The sequence below is a fragment of the Bradyrhizobium sp. USDA 4473 genome, assembly GCF_054063335.1.
In genome coordinates this window covers 5,964,537-5,981,549 of the sequence record NZ_JBSSGE010000001.1, presented here as the reverse complement: position 1 = coordinate 5,981,549, position 17,013 = coordinate 5,964,537, and the positions used below count along the sequence as shown (strand labels likewise).

Here is a 17,013-nt window from a genome sequence, read left to right as displayed (position 1 = left end):
GATTAGAAGTCGAACGTCATGCCGGTTGTCACCGCGCTCGCCTTGTTGCCGGCGACCACGTTGTTGTTGGCGTCGCGTCCGCACACGCCGTAACCATGACCGCTCACGCCGAGGCAGTAATGCGCGCCGGGGCCGTTGCGCAGATAGCTGCCGACGAGATACCACGCCACCACCGGGCTGAAATGGTACTTGACGCCTGCTGCATATTGATCGGCGCTGCTGTCCAACGTGTTCAGGGCAAAGTCGGCCGATCCTGCTGCCGGAGTGACGGTGTAATTGTTGAACACGCCTGTCCCGGGCGAACCGGGTGAGGCGTTGGCGTGAGCCCATGACCCGCTGACATCCCAAGCGCCGATGCTCTGGGTGGCGCTTATGAAATAGCCGTCGCGCGACCGCTCGTTGAAGTCGGCCACCGTGTTCTCGCGTCGCATGACTTCGTAGATGCCGTAGAGCTGCAGCTTGCCGATGCCGTCGTCGAAGCGATAGCCGCCACCGATCTTCGCGGCCCATTCGTTGGCGATGCCGACGGCTCCCGGCGGCACGATCAACACACCGCCATTACTCAAGGGCGTGACGGCCTCGTCGCCGGTGCGGTTGGTGCCTTCATGCATCTCGTAGGCGGCGATCGCCGTGAACGGCCCCTGATTGTAGGTCAGCGAGGCGCTGTAGAGATTGCCGTAGGAGCCGTCGGTGCAGCCTTCCGGCGCCGATGTCAGCGGGAAGCCGCTGCCGCTGCCGCGCGCAGACGTGCCGGGGCAGTTGAAATCGCCGAGTGCGAAGTCGCTGTTGTCTCTCGCGGTGTTCTGTCCCGGCGAGGCCATCAAGGTTGCCTGGAAGCCGTTCCAGACCGGCGATTCGTACCAGACCGCATGCGCTGCGCGCCAATCGAACTCCGCACGCAGGTCGCCGCCGGTATTGCCCATGATCGAATTGTAGTCGCCAAGCGTCGCCGAGAACGGATCGAACTTCGATGTGGATTTCTTGTAGGGCGTATCCGATTTGCCGGCCTTGATGGTGCCCCACGGCGTTTGCATCCCGATGAAGCTGTCGCGCGTTCCAAACGCGGCACGTTCGGTCGGAACCGCGGCGACTTCGACCAGCGATTCAAACTGGGCGACGGCGGCCCAGCCGGCGTAACCATACGGTTCAAGATCATGGCGGGCGTGAATGCCGAAAAAGGTGAGGTTGCTCGCCACTCCGGTCTTGGTGCCTTGATCGAACACGCCGGGGTTGAAGACGTCACCCGACAGATCGACGTGGCCGTAGAGCGTGACGGTCGTGTTGTCGACGAAGGCGTTGCCACCCGGCGCCTTGCTGTAGAGCGGCGCGCCGCCGATGCTGACGACGGGGCGCTCGGGCGGCTTCGGGGAGGGCGCGACCGAGGCGTGCTGCACCGGGTTTCCCTTTGGCGGCGAGGCCGTCGCAGCAGGCTCGGCGGGGCGGCTCGCGATATGATTCACGCGATCCCTTAGCTGCGCATTCTCCTTGGCAAGTTTCGCATTGTTTCGTTCGAGTGCATCCAGACGCGCCATCACATCGTCCAGTGTTGCCGCCCGTGCAGGCTGTTGCGCGAGCACGAGGCAGATCGCCGTGAATGCGGTTCCGGCGAGAAATCCCTTCTTCATCTGATCCCCCCTTTGCCGATCGCCGCAGCGGGTTGCTGGGCGTTTACAAAGTGAAGGAACGTTAATGTATACCAAACACCAGATACATGGATGCCATGCGCGCGACCGAGATAATCATCCGCTGTGACATAAGAGGTACAATGATACTATTGCACTGCATCAATTTGTCGCACGGTGGTTCGGGAATAGAATTCAGGAAATTCCCAAGCAGCAGAATTTGCTTGAGAAAATGAGACACATTGATTTGGACAGGTGTGCTGACAAATTATGGTTGCGGCGCAAAATTTTGTACCTTTCTGGCATAATGGATTCCAGAAATAGCTTTCGCGGAGACCGATTCGATCCTCTGGAGCGGCTTAGATCGGCGACCAGGGGCCTCGCTCGTCGGCCAGACGCTCGACCATGTCGCGCAGGAATTGCGGTGGTCCATTCGCGTGCCACTCCCCATCCGATTGCAGCAGCAGGGGACGGCGATTGTCGCGGCTGAAGGCTTCGAGCCAGGCGCGGGCCTTTGCTTTCGGACGCATGCCGACGGCAACCGCGACGTCAACCGGAATGGTGCGCCAGACGAAGCTCGCGGGAAGGAAGATGAGATCGGACTTATCCGGACGCATCCATTCGGGCAGCGGGCTCGTTGGAGCCAGCCAACCGCAGACGAAATTCCGGCAGGGGTCGACCGGGCGCTCGTTGTAGATCGCGCATTGGCCGGCGCCACTGAAGGGACAGGGATGCCCCGGATGGACGTCGTGGTCGCGAATCCTGATCTTCAGCCAGCCATCGCAGCAGGCGGTGCACTCGCCACATCGTCTCGCAGTCGCGCTTGGGTCGGCCGGCATGAATAGAGTGTACCCATGCCGCGCCGGATTCAGAAGGCCGTCTGCGGGAATGCGCGAAGCGCGATCGGGGCTACTTGCCGCTCAGCCGTACGCCGAGCCGGCCGGCGAGCTCCTGCGTGTACTGCCAGGCGACGCGGCCCGAGCGCGATCCGCGGGTGGTCGACCATTCGAGCGCCTCGCGCTCGAGTTCGTCCTCGGCGATCTTGATACCGTAATGGTCGCAATAGCCCTTCACCATCGCGAGGTACTCGTCCTGGCTGCAGCGGTGGAAGCCGAGCCAGAGGCCGAAGCGATCCGACAGCGACACCTTCTCCTCGACGGCTTCGCCCGGATTGATCGCGGTCGAACGCTCGTTCTCGATCATCTCGCGCGCCAACAGATGCCGGCGGTTCGAGGTCGCATAGAGGATGACGTTGTCGGGGCGCCCCTCGATACCGCCTTCCAGCACGGCCTTGAGCGATTTGTAGGACGCGTCATTGCCGTCGAAGGAGAGGTCGTCGCAGAACACGATGAAGCGGAAGGCGGAGCTGCGCAAAAGCTCCATCAGGCCGGGCAGGCTCTCGATGTCCTCGCGGTGGATCTCGATCAGCTTCAGCCGGTCGGCCGGCTTGCGGTCGACATTGATGCTGGCGTGAGTGGCCTTGACCAGCGACGACTTGCCCATGCCGCGGGCGCCCCACAGCAGCGCATTGTTGGCGGGCAGCCCGTCGGCGAAGCGCTCGGTATTCTCCATCAGGATGTCGCGCATCCGGTCGACGCCCTTGAGCAGGGCGATCTCGACGCGGCTGACACGCGGCACCGGCGCCAGGCGGCCGTCCGGATGCCAGACAAAGGCGTCCGCGGCGGCAAACGACTCGGCCGGATCGGGGGCCGGGGAATTGGCCGCGAGGCGGCTCGCAATGGTCTCCAGGGCGTTCGCGATCCGCTCGGCGGTCGCGCCGTCGAGCTGAGCTTCCGGGCGTTTTGTCGCGGTGTTTGCGGCACGCTTGGCGGCCGCTTTGGGGGCGGCTTTGCGGGTTGTTTTACTGGTGGTTTTTTTGGCTTTTTTCGACATTTGTCCAGTTCCTGACGGCGCAGCCTTATCGGGCTGGCGGCGGTCCCGCAAGCGCCCTAAATGAAGGCCCGTTAACGTTGCAATTGGGACCGCGGCCGCTATAGTCCGCGCGAATTTGTCCGGACCGCCATACCGCCCCGAAGCTCGAGGGCGCTGCCGGTCCTTTCCCGTCTTATCCGAGGATCGTTCGAATGCTGATTACTCCTGCGTTTGCTCAGGCTGGAGCAAGTGGTGACACCAACAGCATGTTGATGTCGCTGCTGCCATTCGCGCTGATCTTCGTCATCATGTACTTCCTGATTCTGCGCCCGCAGCAGAAGAAGGTGCGCGACCATGCGGACCTCGTGAAGAACATCCGCCGCGGCGACACCGTGGTGACCTCGGGCGGCCTGGTCGGCAAGGTGACCAAGGTCGTCGACGACGACCAGATCGAATTCGAGATTTCGGACGGCGTTCGCGTGCGGCAGATGCGCCAGATGATTTCGGGCGTGCGGACCAAGGGCGAGCCGGCCAAGGGCGACGCCAAGGACGAGGCGTCCGCGAGCTGATTGCCGCGGAGCCTTTTGCCGAATCTGACAGGTCAATTCGATGTTGTATTTCACGCGGTGGCGAGCGCTGGGGATCATCCTGACAGCGCTGGTGGTCTGCCTGTGCGCCGTGCCCAATTTCTTCCCCGAAGCGCAGGTCAAGACCTGGCCGGCCTGGGCGCAGCGGCGTCTCGTGCTCGGCCTCGATTTGCAGGGCGGCTCGTATCTGCTGCTCGAGGTCGACGCCAACTACGTGAAGAAGGAAAAGCTCGAACAGGTTCGCGACGACGTCCGCAAGGCGCTGCGTGACGCCAAGATCCAGTTCGTCGGGGGCGTGCAGATTCGCAACGACGGTGTCGAGGCCCGGATCGCGAAGGAAACCGACGTTCCGGCCGCGCTCGCCAAGCTTCGCGAGGTTGCGCAGCCGATCGGCGGGTTGCTCGGCTCCAGCGGCCAGCGCGATGTCGACGTGACCGATGCGGGCGGCGGCTTGATCCGCCTCACGGTATCGCAGCCCGCGATGATCGAGCGGATGCGCAAGACCATCGAACAGTCGATCCAGATCGTCGAACGCCGCGTCAACGAACTCGGCACCGTCGAGCCGGTGATCCAGCGCCAGGGCACCGACCGCATCCTGGTGCAGGTGCCGGGCCTGCAGGACCCGACCCATCTGAAGGAGCTGCTCGGCAAGACCGCGAAGATGGAATTCCGGATGGTCGACACCTCGGTGTCACCCGATCAGGGCACGGTGCCGCCGGACTCCGAGCGGCTGATGAGCGCGTCGCCGCCGCCGGTTCCCTACATCGTGAAGAAGCAGGTACTGGTGTCCGGCGGCGAGCTTTCCGACGCCCAGCCCGGCTTTGACCAGCGCACCGGCGAGGCGATCGTCAGCTTCAAGTTCAACACGTCGGGGGCGCGCAAATTCGCGCAGGCGACCGCCGACAATGTCGGCCAGCCGTTTGCGATCGTGCTCGACAACAAGGTGATCTCGGCACCGGTGATCCGCGAGCCGATCACCGGCGGACAGGGCCAGATCTCCGGCAGCTTCACCGTGCAGTCGGCCAACGATCTGGCGATCCTGATGCGCGCCGGCGCGCTGCCGGCGCCGCTGACCGTGGTCGAGGAGCGCACCGTCGGCCCCGGCCTCGGCCAGGACTCGATCGAGAAGGGCGAGCTTGCCGCCTATGTCGGTTCGATCCTGGTCATCGTGTTCATGCTGATCACCTATCGGCTGTTCGGCGTGTTCGCCAACATTGCCGTGGCCATTAACGTCGCCATGATCTTCGGGCTGCTGTCGCTGCTCAACGCCACGCTGACCTTGCCAGGCATCGCCGGCATCGTGCTGACCGTCGGCATCGCGGTCGACTCCAACGTGCTGATCTACGAGCGCATTCGCGAGGAATTGCGCGGCGGCCGCAACGCGATCTCGGCGATCGACGCCGGGTTCAAGCGGGCGCTGGCGACGATTCTCGACTCCAACATCACCACCTTCATTGCCGCCGCCGTGCTGTTCTACATCGGCACCGGACCGGTCCGCGGCTTTGCCGTGACGCTCGGCATCGGCATCATCACCACGGTGTTCACCGCCTTTACCCTGACGCGCCTGATCGTCGCGGCGTGGGTGCGGTGGAAGCGGCCGCAAACCGTGCCGATCTGAGAGGCCTGTTGTGACTCATATCGTTCTCATTGGCCTTGGCATCCTGATCGCCGTGCTGACCGTCGTCGCGGCGCTCGGCCTGCTGCCGTCGCTGCGGATCGTGCCTGACGACACGCATTTCGACTTCACGCGCTTTCGCCGCATCAGCTTCCCGATCTCGGCGCTGCTCTCGATCCTTGCGATCACGCTGTTCTTCACCCACGGCCTGAATTTCGGCATCGACTTCAAGGGTGGCACGCTGCTCGAGGTGCGGTCCAAGTCCGGCACGGCCGACATTGCCGCGATGCGCACGACCTTGAACGGCCTTGGCCTCGGCGAGGTCCAGTTGCAGCAGTTCGGCGGTCCGGACGAAGTCCTGATCCGCGTCGCAGAGCAGCCCGGGGGCGACAAGGCGCAACAGGATGCGGTGACGAAAGTGCGCGGCGCGCTCGGCGAGTCCGTCGATTACCGCCGCGTCGAAGTGGTGGGGCCGCGCGTCTCCGGCGAGCTGCTCGCCTACGGCATGCTCGGGCTGATGTTCGCGATCGTCGGCATCCTGATCTATCTCTGGTTCCGGTTCGAGTGGCAGTTCGCGCTCGGCGCCATGATCGCCAACGTCCACGACATCGTGCTGACGATCGGCTTTATGTCGATCACCCAGGTCGATTTCGACCTCACCAGCATCGCGGCGCTGCTGACGATTCTCGGCTACTCGCTCAACGACACCGTCGTCATCTACGACCGTATCCGCGAGATGTTGCGGCGCTACAAGAAGATGCCGATGCCGCAGCTGCTCAACGAATCGATCAACTCGACGCTGTCGCGCTCGATCATCACCCACGTCACCGTGACGCTGGCGCTGCTTGCGCTGCTGCTGTTCGGCGGCCAGGCGATCCACAGCTTCACGGCAGTCATGATGTTCGGCGTGGTGCTGGTCGGCACCTATACCTCGATCTTCATCGCGGCGCCGATCCTGATCTATCTCGGGGTTCACACCACGCGCGGCGAGGTGCAGGACGCGCCGGCCAAGAAGCCGGACGCGGCGGCAGCCAAGAAGTAACCGGCATGAGCAATTCCTCGGACGCTCCCCATCTTCCGAGGTCGGCGCCGATCGAGGCTTACGGCAAGGGCGGTTTTGCGTTTGCCGATATGTCGCATCGCGGCTCGCTGCTGTGCCTGCCTGACTCGATCTGGGCCTGGCCGGTCACCAGGCCGCAGGAGATCGATGAATATTCGCTGCAGAGGGTGTTCGCGGCGGCCAACGCGATCGACACGCTGATCGTCGGCACGGGCACCGAGGTCTGGGTGCCGCCCACGGGCCTGCGCGAGGCGCTGCGCGCGGTGCGGGTGGTGCTCGACCCGATGCAGACGGGGCCCGCGATCCGGACCTACAACATCATGCTGGGCGAACGGCGGCGTGTCGCGGCGGCGCTGATCGCGGTGCCATGAGAGCGACGGAAGCGCCAAAGGACGGCGCGGCGTTCTGCGCCGATTTGGTGCGGACCCACGATTTCGTGCGCTATGCGTCGACCTTGTTCCTGGCGGGGCCGGAACGCCGCGCGCTGCTGGCGCTCTACGCCTTCAACATCGAGGTCTCGCGGGTGCACGAGCAGGTCAGCCAGCCGCTGCCCGGCGAGATGCGGCTGCAATGGTGGACCGACATGCTTGCCGGTGCCGGGCACGGCGGCGTCGAGGGCAATCCGGTCGCCGCAGAACTGCTGCAGGCGATCCGCACGCACCGTCTGCCGGTCTCGCCGTTGTCAAAGCTGGTCGAGGAGCACCAGTTCGATCTCTACAACGACCCGATGCCGTCGCTGGCCGCGCTCGAGGGCTATCTCGACGCAACCGCGGCTGCGTTGTTCTCGCAGGCGACGCGCGTGGTCGCACGGCCATCCGAGGCGATCGATCACCTGGTCCGTCATGCGGGCCTCGCCCAGGGCATGGCGCAAGTCATCGCCTCGCTGGGCCGCGATGCCTCGCGGCAGCAGCTGTTTCTGCCGCTGGAGCTGCTGCAGCAGCACGGCAGCAGCAGGGAGGAGGTGTTTGCGGGCAAGCCGACGCCGGGCATTCGCGCTGCGGTCGACCAATTCGCGGACGAGGCGAAGGGCCATCTCAGGACCGCATTCGGGCTGCTTGCCGACGTGCCGTCCGGCGTACGTCCGATCTTCCTGCCGCTCGCCTGTGTCAGGCGCGAGCTGAACCGGGCGAGGGGGCCCGACAACGATCCGTTCCGGCCGCAGCCGGTCTCACGCCTGCGCACGCTGTGGACGTTGTGGCGGGCTGCGCGCACCGAAGAGTTCGGCAGCTAGCTGCTCTGCTTCGAAATATGCTTGGTGAAGATCCGGATCGTCGCGCCCCGGAAGGCCGGGCCGCTGTCGTAGATGTCCGATGCGATTTGCTCGACCGCGTCGCGCAGCGCAACGAATTGCGCCTGCCGCGCCATGCTTGCGGTTCCACGCGTGCCGGCCAGCTCGTCCATCGCGGCGTCGCTGATCTGGCATTCGATTTCCTGATCGCCGTTCATCATGGTGAAGCCGAACGCCAGGCGTTCGGAATCATATCCCCCGATACGGCCACGGGTGAGTGGCATCAAACTTGTCCCTTGCGCGCGCTAGCCGTTGCAACAGTGGGGGTTCGCACCGCGTTTGTCGAGGGCCGTGCGCCGCGAACTGCGGGCGCCTTAGCGCGCCTGCCGATCCATCTCGGCTACTTCGAAATTGAAGCGATCGCGGAGATTTTTGCGTTGCTCGAGGATGTCCTTGAGGAACTCGCGATCGGCGTCGTTTCGCATCAGCGGCTCGATCAGGTCGACCTGATTCATCGCGACGAGTTGCAGGATTTCGGTGCGCGGCTTGCCGGCCGCATCGCGCGGCAATGCGTGCACGATCTGGATGTGTTCGGGCGGCTTGATGCCCTTGGCGGAGGCAAGCTCGCTGCGCAGCGTCCTTTCCAGCGCGGACTGATCGGCCTCGACGAAGGCGTAGAGTCCGACGCCGACGCGCCGATCGGCAAAGGCGACGATCGCGGTGTCGCGCACGCCAGGATTCCTGCGGATCAAATCGATCAGCACCGGCGCGTCGTTGACCAGCCGGCGGCCGCCGCCTTCGCGGTCGGTGAAATTGAAGATGCCGCGCGTGATCGCCTGATAGACCTTCTTGCCGGTCTTGAGCCAGACGCTTGCGACCGCGGACTTCTTCGCCAGCACCTTGCGCTCCCTTGGCGTCAGCGCCTCCGGCGCGTAGCTGCGCTTGTGCTTCAACAGATGCCGCAGATCCTCGTAGGCCGCGATGCGAAACAGCCGGCTGCGGGTCTTGAAGCAGGCGGCGAGCTGGAAGTCGGTGAGATAGGCGCGGCCGTCGCGGCCGACCAGCCAGTTCTGCTCCTTGGCCAGATCGTTGTGGCAGATGCCGGCGCGATGCAGCTTGCGCAACGCCTGCTTGGCGGAGCGGAAATAGGCGACGTCGCCATGTGGCTTCGCCAGATGCAGCGCCGCACCGTCGATGAAGCCGCGCACCAGCGCGCGCCGCCCGGCCCACAACAGCTTTGGCCCGACGTCGAGGTCGCGTGCCCGGGTCAGCGCGCGGCGCTCGCGCGAGAACAGATGCAGCGCGACCCCAAATGACCAGAACGGCACCTGATCGAGCCGGCGCAGCACGCCATCGACCTCGCCGTCATCGGCGCGAAAGCGGCCGCGCTCGACGGTCGAGAACACGTCGCGCTTGAGCAGCACGCCCTGGCTCCATCGCGCCGACAGGGTGGCGTCGTCGTCTTTCGGCAAGCTCATGACTGTCAGGCCGCTGCCGCAATGCGCAGATGTTCTGCGATCCAGTGATCGAGGTCGGCGAGCGCCCGCGCGCTCATCGCCTGCTTCTTGGCGACGGTCTTCTCGTTGCCGCGCAGCCGCGAGCCGTCCGGCTTCTTGGTCGGAGGGCTGGCCAGCGGCGGGAACAGACCGAAATTGATGTTCATCGGCTGGAACGAGCGCGAGCCGGCGTCGATCGTTTCGATGTGGCCGCCGGTGATGTGGCCGAGCAGGGCGCCGAGCGCGGTGGTGGCCGGCGGCGGCGGCAGCGCGGCGCCGCGGATGTCGGCGGCGGCGCAGAGGCCCGCAATCAGGCCGACGCTGGCCGATTCGACATAGCCCTCGCATCCGGTCATCTGGCCGGCGAAGCGCAGCCGCGGCTGCGCGCGCAGGCGCAGCTGTGCGTCGAGCAGTTTCGGCGAGTTCAGGAAGGTGTTGCGATGCAGGCCGCCGAGGCGGGCGAATTCCGCCTTCTCGAGGCCGGGGATGGTGCGGAACACGCGCTGCTGCGCGCCGTGCTTCAGCTTGGTCTGGAAGCCGACGATATTGTAGAGCGTGCCGAGCTTGTTGTCCTGCCGCAGCTGGACGATCGCATAAGGCTTCACCGTAGGATTGTGCGGATTGGTTAGTCCGACCGGCTTCATCGGCCCGTGGCGCAGCGTCTCGTGGCCGCGTTCGGCCATCACCTCGACCGGGAGGCAGCCGTCGAAATAGGGCGTGTTGGTCTCCCAATCCTTGAAGTCGACCTTCTCGCCATCGCGCAGCGCCGCGACGAAGCCATCATACTGCTCCCTGGTCATCGGGCAGTTGATGTAGTCGGCGCCGGTGCCGCCGGGTCCGACCTTGTCGTAGCGTGACTGGAACCAGGCCACCGACATGTCGATGGATTCCTTGTGCACGATCGGCGCGATCGCATCGAAGAATGCCAGCGCATTCTCGTCGGTGAGCTGCCGGATGGCGTCGGCGAGCGGCGCGGAGGTGAGGGGGCCGGTCGCAACGATGACGTTGCTCCAGTCGGCCGGCGGCAGCCCTGCGACTTCCTCGCGGCTGATCTCGATCAGCGGATGCTCGTTGAGCGCTTTGGTGACCGCGGCGGAGAAGCCGTCGCGATCGACCGCCAGCGCGCCGCCGGCGGGCACCTGGTTGGCATCGGCCGAACGCATGATCAGCGAGCCCAGCCGCCGCATCTCGGCGTGCAGCAGCCCCACCGCGTTATTGGCGGCGTCGTCGGAGCGGAACGAGTTCGAGCAGACCAGTTCGGCGCAGCCGTCGGTGCGGTGCGCCTCGGTCATCCGCTGCGGGCGCATTTCGTGCAGGACGGCGCGGACGCCGGAATTGGCGACCTGCCAGGCGGCTTCCGAGCCGGCGAGCCCCGCGCCCACGATGTGCACGGGTTGGGAAGAGGATTGATGCGGTGTCATCGCGCAGCGTTAGCGCGTTTCGAGACCATATGCATCTGAAACCGCCAAAAGCGCTTTCAAGCGAAGTGGATACCGGTTCGCGTTGGGCGGAGCGGCCCGGAAACGATAACGCCCGCTGTGGAAGCGGGCGTTATCCGTCATCAGATGGCTGGCGGCCGATTAGCCGTTGTAGGTACCGGCGGCAACGCGCGGAATGTCCGAGCGGTCGAGGCCGATATCGGCCAGTTCGCGATCGCTGAGCTGGGACAGTTCGCTGACATTACGCTGATAATCTCGGAAAGCCTGGATCATGCGGATGAGCGAGAGCAACATGGTAGTCTCCTAGTAGTTCAGATTCAGCTTTTCCAAAGCCTCATCGTTGAACTGAATATAGATGATATAGTGCAGTGCGGTAGTTCCGATGTTGCGATGCAGCTAAGCTGAAAACGCATGGCCACGGTAAGTTTCGATTAACCGTTCGGCGTTCTCGGGACCGGGCTCCAGCCAGAAGTTCCGACGCGACAGCAGATCATGCGGAAACCTTTCCAATCAGTCTGTTACCGGAATGAGGCCGCCTCCGTCGCCGCACCCTATGTGGTAATTAAGGACCGTCAAATCAAGTCTCGACACCGCTCTGCCGCCTGGATCACGGCGGCGTGTTCCATGCGTGATTCGCATGCAAAGGGGCGACATTAATATGAATTTATATTCATCATATGGCTTTCCCAATACATCAGCTAATGTCGCGTCAATCAGCCGCATTGACGGCAGAGGTAATTCGATCCTGCGGAAGAGCGGGGAATGCCCCGCGCCCGCCAAGTCGCATGACTTGTGCTGCTGATTATCGGAAGTCGATGTCGTTTAAGTGAACCCGTAAGCAAAGCTATTGCGGCACTGCTTCCTTACCGGCTTGTAATCAAAACACTATGCAACGCATGCGCGATACGCGCGCCGCGCCTATCACATTTGTATCGCGCGAAGTTCATTCTGAACGGTGGCGTGAACAGCGAATAATCGTCCCGCAGATTCCGCAATCACGCTGGTGTCTGTTCAAGAAAAGAAGATGGAACATCTCATGATCAAGACATTGATCGCAGCAGCCGCCGTGGCTGCCGTTGCTTTCGCTGTTGCGCCCGCCCAGGCTGCTCATCGTCACCATGCCGGCCTCGGCTGCAGCGGTGCCAACCTCGGCAAGACCGAAGCCGCAGTCGAAGCTATGGCCGACAATGAGGTCAAATTCGGGGCGGAGAGGGAAGTCTCGCTCGCTCAGGACGCGATGCTGAACAACAAGTGGGGCGCCTGCGGCGAGCACCTCAGCAAGGCTGCTGAAGCCAGCATGGCGAAGTAAGGTTTGATGATGACGATGAGGGCCGATTGCCTGGGGCAATCGGCCCTTAGATTTGGCTGGAGCGTGATCGGCCCGGCCGCGCGGGCGCCCTGCTCGAACGCCGTTCACGTGTTCGTGCCGATGATCAGCCCTGTTCGCGCCGACTCACGCACGTCCGAGGGGGACGCTCCGTATTGCCTGCGAAAGCTGCGGTTGAAATAGGACACGTCGCCGAAACCGACCTCGAAGGCGACTGCGCTCACAGGCCGATCGGCGTAGCGCGGATTGACGAGCAATCGATGTGCTCGTGCGAGACGGCGCCCAAGCACGAATTGTGAGAATGTGGTCCCGTCGCCTTCAAATAACCGTTGCACCTGGCGCGGGGTGACGGCCTGCCGCCGCGCGACAGCCGCAACCGTGAGGTTACCATGGTCGAGATGGTCGATGATGTCGGCTTTGATGGCGCGCAGCCGCGCCGCGCGGACGCCTCGCCCATGGGCAAGAGCCGCGGCATCTCGTGTTGCGCCGAGCGCTACCGCGATCAGATCGTGCACATGCGAAGCCACGTGGTGCCGTAGCTGAGGCGTGGCAAGCGCATAATCCTCTTGCAGCGCCCCGACATAGCTCACCAGCAATTTCAACGCTTCGGTGGAGCGCGCAATAGGCTGCATCACGGCGGAATCGAGGCTGCTCACCAGCGGCGCCAGCGCCGGCCGTGGAACGTGAAGGCACAGAATCTTCGCCGGGGCGGGGCAGACCATCGCGACCGGATCCGCCGAGCTGAGCAACAGGCCGTCGCCGGCACTCCACGCGACCTCGCGTCCACGCTGCACCATCGTGGCATCGTGCGAACCCATCACCAGGACCAGCCCGTCGTTGCCATCCGCCAACTGTTCGGCGCCCCGCTCGTAGCGAAACGCCGACATGCTGGCTGACGTGATGGACAGCCCGGGCAGCGTCCGCACGGTCACGTCCGCATGCAAAGAATGATCCGGCAGTGGCGCGAGGTCGGCCTTCAGCACCAGCCGGCCGTACAGATCACGCCACGCAGCCATACGGTCCTGCTCGGCAAAATCTTCCAGGGAGAACCGGGAAACTGCAACGTCGTGGGCGGTCGAGGTCATCGGCAAACTCAGGCTGTCGCAACAGATGTCGCCGAATTGACGCGTCTGGTTCACCGAGGTGACCCGGGTCGGTGGCAACAAACGCACGCGACGCAGGGCTTCTAGCCAACGACTCGGCTGCGTCAAAGCGCCCTAGGTCTGTTCCATCCGCGGTTCGCCCCTGCGACAAGTGCAGCCCGAGGTGGAACTCACGTCCCATTGACCCAAACGTGTCCGGATACTGACCTGCCAGGGGCGTTTTCATCCAATGCGTTGTCGCGCTTGTCCAAGCCGGCGGGCGGACAAGTCGCTAAACCTATCGTGCAAGATCGAGCTGCTCGCAGAAGAATCTAGATGACGTTGGTGCAACTTTTGCATGTTGATGCCGCACCCGGCGACGTCGGGCTTGCCATTGGCATCCTTGTCATGGGCATCCTTGTCACGGACATCATCGGTGCACTGGCCGTGTTCCTCGGAATGCGCCTGTTTGCCTGGACCGTGGACCGGACCGCAACACTCAAGACGTCGCCGGCCGGAGTGGCAAACCTCACAGGTCGAATTTCATGCGCGCACTGATCCACGCCGCGGCGTGGCTTGTCCTCGTTGCGGGAACCAACACATCCAAGGCCGAAGGCGCAGCAACGTCCTGCCAGCTGATCAATGGCAAGTCGATGATGCAGGCCGAACTGCTGTTTGGGCGTCGTATCGCCGGACATGGCCGCGTATCGGACGCCCAGTGGTCGGACTTCCTTCTGAAGGAGGTGACACCGCGCTTTCCGGATGGATTGACCCAGCTCAGGGCTTCCGGCCAATGGCGCGACCCGGACACGGGTCGGATCACACACGAGCAGTCCTTTGTCGTGCGCATCATCGCTGCCGAGACCCCGGAGACCTTGGCTCGCCTGACCGAGATCGGCGCCGCATACAGGCAGCGCTTTCATCAACAGTCGGTTGGCCTCACGCTCTCGACCACTTGCGCATCGTTCTGACCACGCGCTGCAAATAGCGACGTGCCCTATGGCGCCTTTGCGAGTTGGGTGGCGAAGTAGCCGATCGTCTTGGCGTAGACCTCGCTCTTGTTCCACTGCTGGATCACCGCAAAATTCTCGCTGCCGGGCTCCCAGCCCTTGCCCGGCTTCCAGCCGTAGCTCTTCAGGAAATTCGCCGTCGAGGCCAGCACGTCCGGCACATTGTGCAAGAGGTCGCGTTTGCCGTTGCCGTCGAAATCGACCGCGAACTTGATGTAGGACGACGGCATGAACTGGGTCTGGCCGAGCTCGCCGGCCCAGGCGCCGCGCATGTCCTGCGGAGCAAGGTCGCCGCGCTCGACGATGCGCAGCGCATCCATCAACTCGGCCTTGAACATGTCGGAGCGGCGGCAGTCATAGGCCAGCGTGGCCAGCGAGCGCATGGTCGGAAACTTGCCGGTGTTGACGCCGAAATCGGTCTCCAGCCCCCAGATCGCGACCAGGATCTCGCCGGGCACGCCGTAAGCCTCTTCGATCCGCGACAGCACCGAGCCGTAGCGCTTCATCATGTCGGAGCCGCGATTGAGCCGCGGCGGCACCATGCGGCCCGAAAACTGCTCGAAGGTCTGGCTGAACACCTGCTGCGAATGGTCGCGTGCCAGGATTGCCTTGTCCTGGGTGACGCCGTTGAGCCCCGCCTGGATCGCGTTCTGTGAAATGCCCTTCGCCGCAGCCTCTTTCTTGAAATCGTCGAGCCAGGACTCGAACGTGCCCGTGCCGCACTGGGCGGCGAGCGCGGACGCGGTCGAGGTCAGGAGCCACGCGCCAACGGCGAGGGCGCGAACGGGAATGCGAGAGGTCATAGGCAATTCACTCCGGAGTCTGCGATGTCATCGGGTGGTCGCGCAAGGCGCGGGTATGTTCGCGGCAACAGCGGCCAAAACAAGGCTCGTGATCGAGCATTTTGTCAGCTCGTGCTGCAAATGCCACGCCAATTTCACATCCTTTTTGACGGTCAGGTACGACAAACCGCCGGCCGAACATATCGGCCGGCGGTTGCTTTGACGTTTACGAGTTCGGGTCTAGCCGATGCTATCCGCGGTCACTGCGCCGCCACGGAAACAAATTGGCCGGGAAGTCGGCGGCGGGCTTGCGCTCGCGCGGCTCGGGGATCACCGGCCGTGCATTCGGATCCTTGACGATGACCTCGCGATAGAGATGCCAGGTGGCGTGACCGAGCAGCGGGATCACGACGGCAAGCCCGAGGAAGAACGGGATCGTGCCCAGCACCAGCAGCACCGCGACGATCAGGCCCCAGGCCGCCATCGGCACCGGGTTCTGCGCAACGGCGCGCATCGACGTCACCATGGCTTCGCCGGCGGTCGCCTGGCGATCGAGCATCATGGGGAATGCGACCACGCTGATGCAGAGCGCGACCAGCGCGAACAGGAATCCGACGCTGCAGCCGACCACGATCAGCCACCAGCCTTGCTGAGTGGTCAGCACGCGCTCGGCAAAATCGGGAATGTCGGCCGCGATCGCATAGCCGAACACGGCGGTGTAGATCGCCTGCGCGGTGGCGATCCAGGTCACGAACAGGGCGAACAGCAGTGTTCCGACCCCGAGCATCGCGCCGAATGACGGCGAGCGAAACACCTCCATGGCATCCCATGCGGATGCTTCCCCGCCGTCCTCGCGGCGGCGGCTCATCTCGTAGAGGCCGATGGCGGCAAACGGGCCGAGCAGGGCGAAGCCCGCGGCCAGCGGAAACAGCAGGGGCAGCACGGAATAGCCGTGCACGGTGCGCGCAAGCACGATGCCGAGCACGGGATAGATCAGGCACAGGATGATTGCGTGGCTTGGTACCGCCTTGAAGTCTTCCCAGCCGAGACGCAGCGCTTGATGCAAATCGGACAGGCCGATGGTGCGGATGACCGGCGCAGACGCAGTGTCTCTGCCGCTCTGCGTCATCGATGTGACATTGCCTTGGTATGGTGTGGCCATGGTCGTTGTCTCCCTCTGGGCGGTCGCATTCTGCGCCCGGCGCGCGGGCACGAACCTACCGCCTCTCGAAGCGATCACGAGCAAGCCAGACGCGAAAGACAGAGCAGGAACTGGCCGTGTCGCGAACTGTGTAGTGAGGGTACTCCCAAACCGCGGCAAAAGCACTCACGCTTAAGTGAATGTCGCATTGGCAAGCTATTGGAGGGGCGATACACTTCAACTGCGACCTCGGTCAGCCGGCGCATTGCCGCGTGGCCTTCACATCTCAACTCTCTTGGGAGCGAACGATGAGCATTTTCGGAAAAATCATGGGCGCGATCTTCGGCAGCAGCGCCAGCGCCGCGCCCGCCGGCGGAACGGCGACCAGCGCAGCTCCGGCCGGTGGATCCGGCAGCGCGTCGCCATCTCCCGCAGCCGTGCCGGCCGGTGCGGCGCCCGCGCAGTCGGTTGACGTCGCCCCCATTCTCGACAAGGCGGTGGCCGCGAAGGGCGAGAAGCTCGAATGGCGGACCTCGATCGTCGATCTGATGAAGGCGCTCGACATCGACTCCAGCCTGTCGGCCCGCAAGGAGCTCGCCAAGGAGCTCGGCTACACCGGCGACACCAACGATTCCGCCAGCATGAACATCTGGCTGCACAAGGAGGTGATGACCAAGCTTGCGGCCAATGGCGGCAAGCTGCCCCCGGATATCAAGCACTGACGGGATGGTCATCCCGCCTGACACGGGGGG

At 64.0% G+C, this 17,013-nt stretch carries 19 protein-coding genes; 9 read left to right on the top strand and 10 right to left on the bottom strand.

What is annotated here, in order from left to right; translation table 11 throughout:
* Positions 1-2: 2 nt before the first annotated feature.
* The 3 genes from ACVW17_RS28320 to ACVW17_RS28310 all read right to left on the bottom strand — a co-directional run bounded on the left by ACVW17_RS28320 (position 3) and on the right by ACVW17_RS28310 (position 3,515).
* Entirely contained in the window at positions 3-1,700 is a 1,698-nt protein-coding gene (locus tag ACVW17_RS28320) for a porin (RefSeq protein ID WP_456754925.1), read from the bottom strand.
* Between the two features lie 281 nt (positions 1,701-1,981).
* Positions 1,982-2,461: a hypothetical protein gene (locus ACVW17_RS28315; RefSeq protein WP_456754924.1), complete on the bottom strand. Its 480-nt coding sequence runs from the start codon at positions 2,459-2,461 to the stop codon at positions 1,982-1,984.
* 70 nt (positions 2,462-2,531) lie between these two features.
* Positions 2,532-3,515: an ATP-binding protein gene (locus ACVW17_RS28310; protein WP_456798141.1), complete on the bottom strand. Its 984-nt coding sequence runs from the start codon at positions 3,513-3,515 to the stop codon at positions 2,532-2,534.
* 191 nt (positions 3,516-3,706) lie between these two features.
* Here ACVW17_RS28310 and yajC point away from each other — a divergent pair, with 191 nt between their 5' ends.
* From yajC to ACVW17_RS28285, 5 genes are read left to right on the top strand one after another with little or no spacing between them, the layout of a single operon-like run.
* Positions 3,707-4,063, top strand: coding sequence for a preprotein translocase subunit YajC (yajC, locus tag ACVW17_RS28305; RefSeq protein WP_021081225.1), 357 nt, complete (start codon positions 3,707-3,709; stop codon positions 4,061-4,063).
* Positions 4,064-4,103: 40 nt separating this feature from the next.
* Entirely contained in the window at positions 4,104-5,699 is a 1,596-nt protein-coding gene (secD, locus tag ACVW17_RS28300) for a protein translocase subunit SecD (protein ID WP_456798140.1), read from the top strand.
* A 10-nt stretch (positions 5,700-5,709) separates the two neighbouring features.
* Entirely contained in the window at positions 5,710-6,738 is a 1,029-nt protein-coding gene (gene secF / locus ACVW17_RS28295; RefSeq protein ID WP_456798139.1) for a protein translocase subunit SecF, read from the top strand.
* A 5-nt stretch (positions 6,739-6,743) separates the two neighbouring features.
* The gene (locus ACVW17_RS28290; protein ID WP_456754920.1) at positions 6,744-7,127 is read left to right on the top strand and encodes an Mth938-like domain-containing protein; all 384 of its coding nucleotides are present in this window, start codon (positions 6,744-6,746) and stop codon (positions 7,125-7,127) included.
* Positions 7,124-7,987, top strand: coding sequence for a phytoene/squalene synthase family protein (locus ACVW17_RS28285; protein ID WP_456798138.1), 864 nt, complete (start codon positions 7,124-7,126; stop codon positions 7,985-7,987). The genes ACVW17_RS28290 and ACVW17_RS28285 overlap by 4 nt, the downstream gene beginning before the upstream one ends.
* Here ACVW17_RS28285 and ACVW17_RS28280 read toward each other — a convergent pair.
* The 4 genes from ACVW17_RS28280 to ACVW17_RS28265 all read right to left on the bottom strand — a co-directional run bounded on the left by ACVW17_RS28280 (position 7,984) and on the right by ACVW17_RS28265 (position 11,213).
* A complete protein-coding gene (locus tag ACVW17_RS28280; protein ID WP_456798137.1) occupies positions 7,984-8,268 on the bottom strand; it encodes a DUF1488 family protein in 285 nt (94 codons plus the stop codon). The two genes, ACVW17_RS28285 and ACVW17_RS28280, sit on opposite strands and share 4 nt — an antisense overlap.
* Positions 8,269-8,358: 90 nt before the next feature.
* Positions 8,359-9,462 (bottom strand): serine/threonine protein kinase, encoded by a 1,104-nt coding sequence (locus ACVW17_RS28275; RefSeq protein WP_456754917.1) that lies wholly within the window; start codon positions 9,460-9,462, stop codon positions 8,359-8,361.
* Positions 9,463-9,467: 5 nt separating this feature from the next.
* Positions 9,468-10,901, bottom strand: a complete 1,434-nt coding sequence (trmFO, locus tag ACVW17_RS28270) for a methylenetetrahydrofolate--tRNA-(uracil(54)-C(5))-methyltransferase (FADH(2)-oxidizing) TrmFO (RefSeq protein ID WP_456754916.1) — start codon at positions 10,899-10,901, stop codon at positions 9,468-9,470.
* A gap of 159 nt (positions 10,902-11,060) precedes the next feature.
* On the bottom strand, positions 11,061-11,213 hold the full coding sequence (locus ACVW17_RS28265) for a DUF1127 domain-containing protein (RefSeq protein WP_016846063.1): 153 nt from the start codon (positions 11,211-11,213) through the stop codon (positions 11,061-11,063).
* A gap of 730 nt (positions 11,214-11,943) precedes the next feature.
* On the opposite strand from ACVW17_RS28265, the gene ACVW17_RS28260 reads away from it, so the two are divergent.
* Positions 11,944-12,228, top strand: a complete 285-nt coding sequence (locus ACVW17_RS28260; RefSeq protein ID WP_456754915.1) for a hypothetical protein — start codon at positions 11,944-11,946, stop codon at positions 12,226-12,228.
* Between the two features lie 104 nt (positions 12,229-12,332).
* Here the strand turns inward: ACVW17_RS28260 and ACVW17_RS28255 are convergent, their stop codons facing one another.
* On the bottom strand, positions 12,333-13,385 hold the full coding sequence (locus tag ACVW17_RS28255) for an AraC family transcriptional regulator (RefSeq protein WP_456754914.1): 1,053 nt from the start codon (positions 13,383-13,385) through the stop codon (positions 12,333-12,335).
* Positions 13,386-13,664: 279 nt separating this feature from the next.
* Here ACVW17_RS28255 and ACVW17_RS28250 point away from each other — a divergent pair, with 279 nt between their 5' ends.
* Both ACVW17_RS28250 and ACVW17_RS28245 read left to right on the top strand, forming a co-directional pair.
* Positions 13,665-13,886: a hypothetical protein gene (locus ACVW17_RS28250; protein ID WP_456754913.1), complete on the top strand. Its 222-nt coding sequence runs from the start codon at positions 13,665-13,667 to the stop codon at positions 13,884-13,886.
* Positions 13,874-14,299, top strand: a complete 426-nt coding sequence (locus ACVW17_RS28245; RefSeq protein ID WP_456754912.1) for a DUF3574 domain-containing protein — start codon at positions 13,874-13,876, stop codon at positions 14,297-14,299. Before ACVW17_RS28250 ends, ACVW17_RS28245 begins: the two co-directional genes overlap by 13 nt.
* A 26-nt stretch (positions 14,300-14,325) precedes the next feature.
* Here ACVW17_RS28245 and ACVW17_RS28240 read toward each other — a convergent pair whose 3' ends face one another.
* Both ACVW17_RS28240 and ACVW17_RS28235 read right to left on the bottom strand, forming a co-directional pair.
* Positions 14,326-15,141, bottom strand: a complete 816-nt coding sequence (locus tag ACVW17_RS28240; RefSeq protein ID WP_456754911.1) for a lytic murein transglycosylase — start codon at positions 15,139-15,141, stop codon at positions 14,326-14,328.
* Between the two features lie 229 nt (positions 15,142-15,370).
* Positions 15,371-16,282 carry a DUF2189 domain-containing protein gene (locus ACVW17_RS28235; protein ID WP_456754910.1) on the bottom strand — a complete coding sequence of 304 codons (912 nt, stop codon included), beginning with the start codon at positions 16,280-16,282 and terminating at the stop codon, positions 15,371-15,373.
* 287 nt (positions 16,283-16,569) lie between these two features.
* Between ACVW17_RS28235 and ACVW17_RS28230 the strand changes: the two genes are divergently transcribed.
* The gene (locus tag ACVW17_RS28230) at positions 16,570-16,983 is read left to right on the top strand and encodes a DUF3597 domain-containing protein (RefSeq protein ID WP_456798136.1); all 414 of its coding nucleotides are present in this window, start codon (positions 16,570-16,572) and stop codon (positions 16,981-16,983) included.
* Positions 16,984-17,013: the final 30 nt, after the last annotated feature.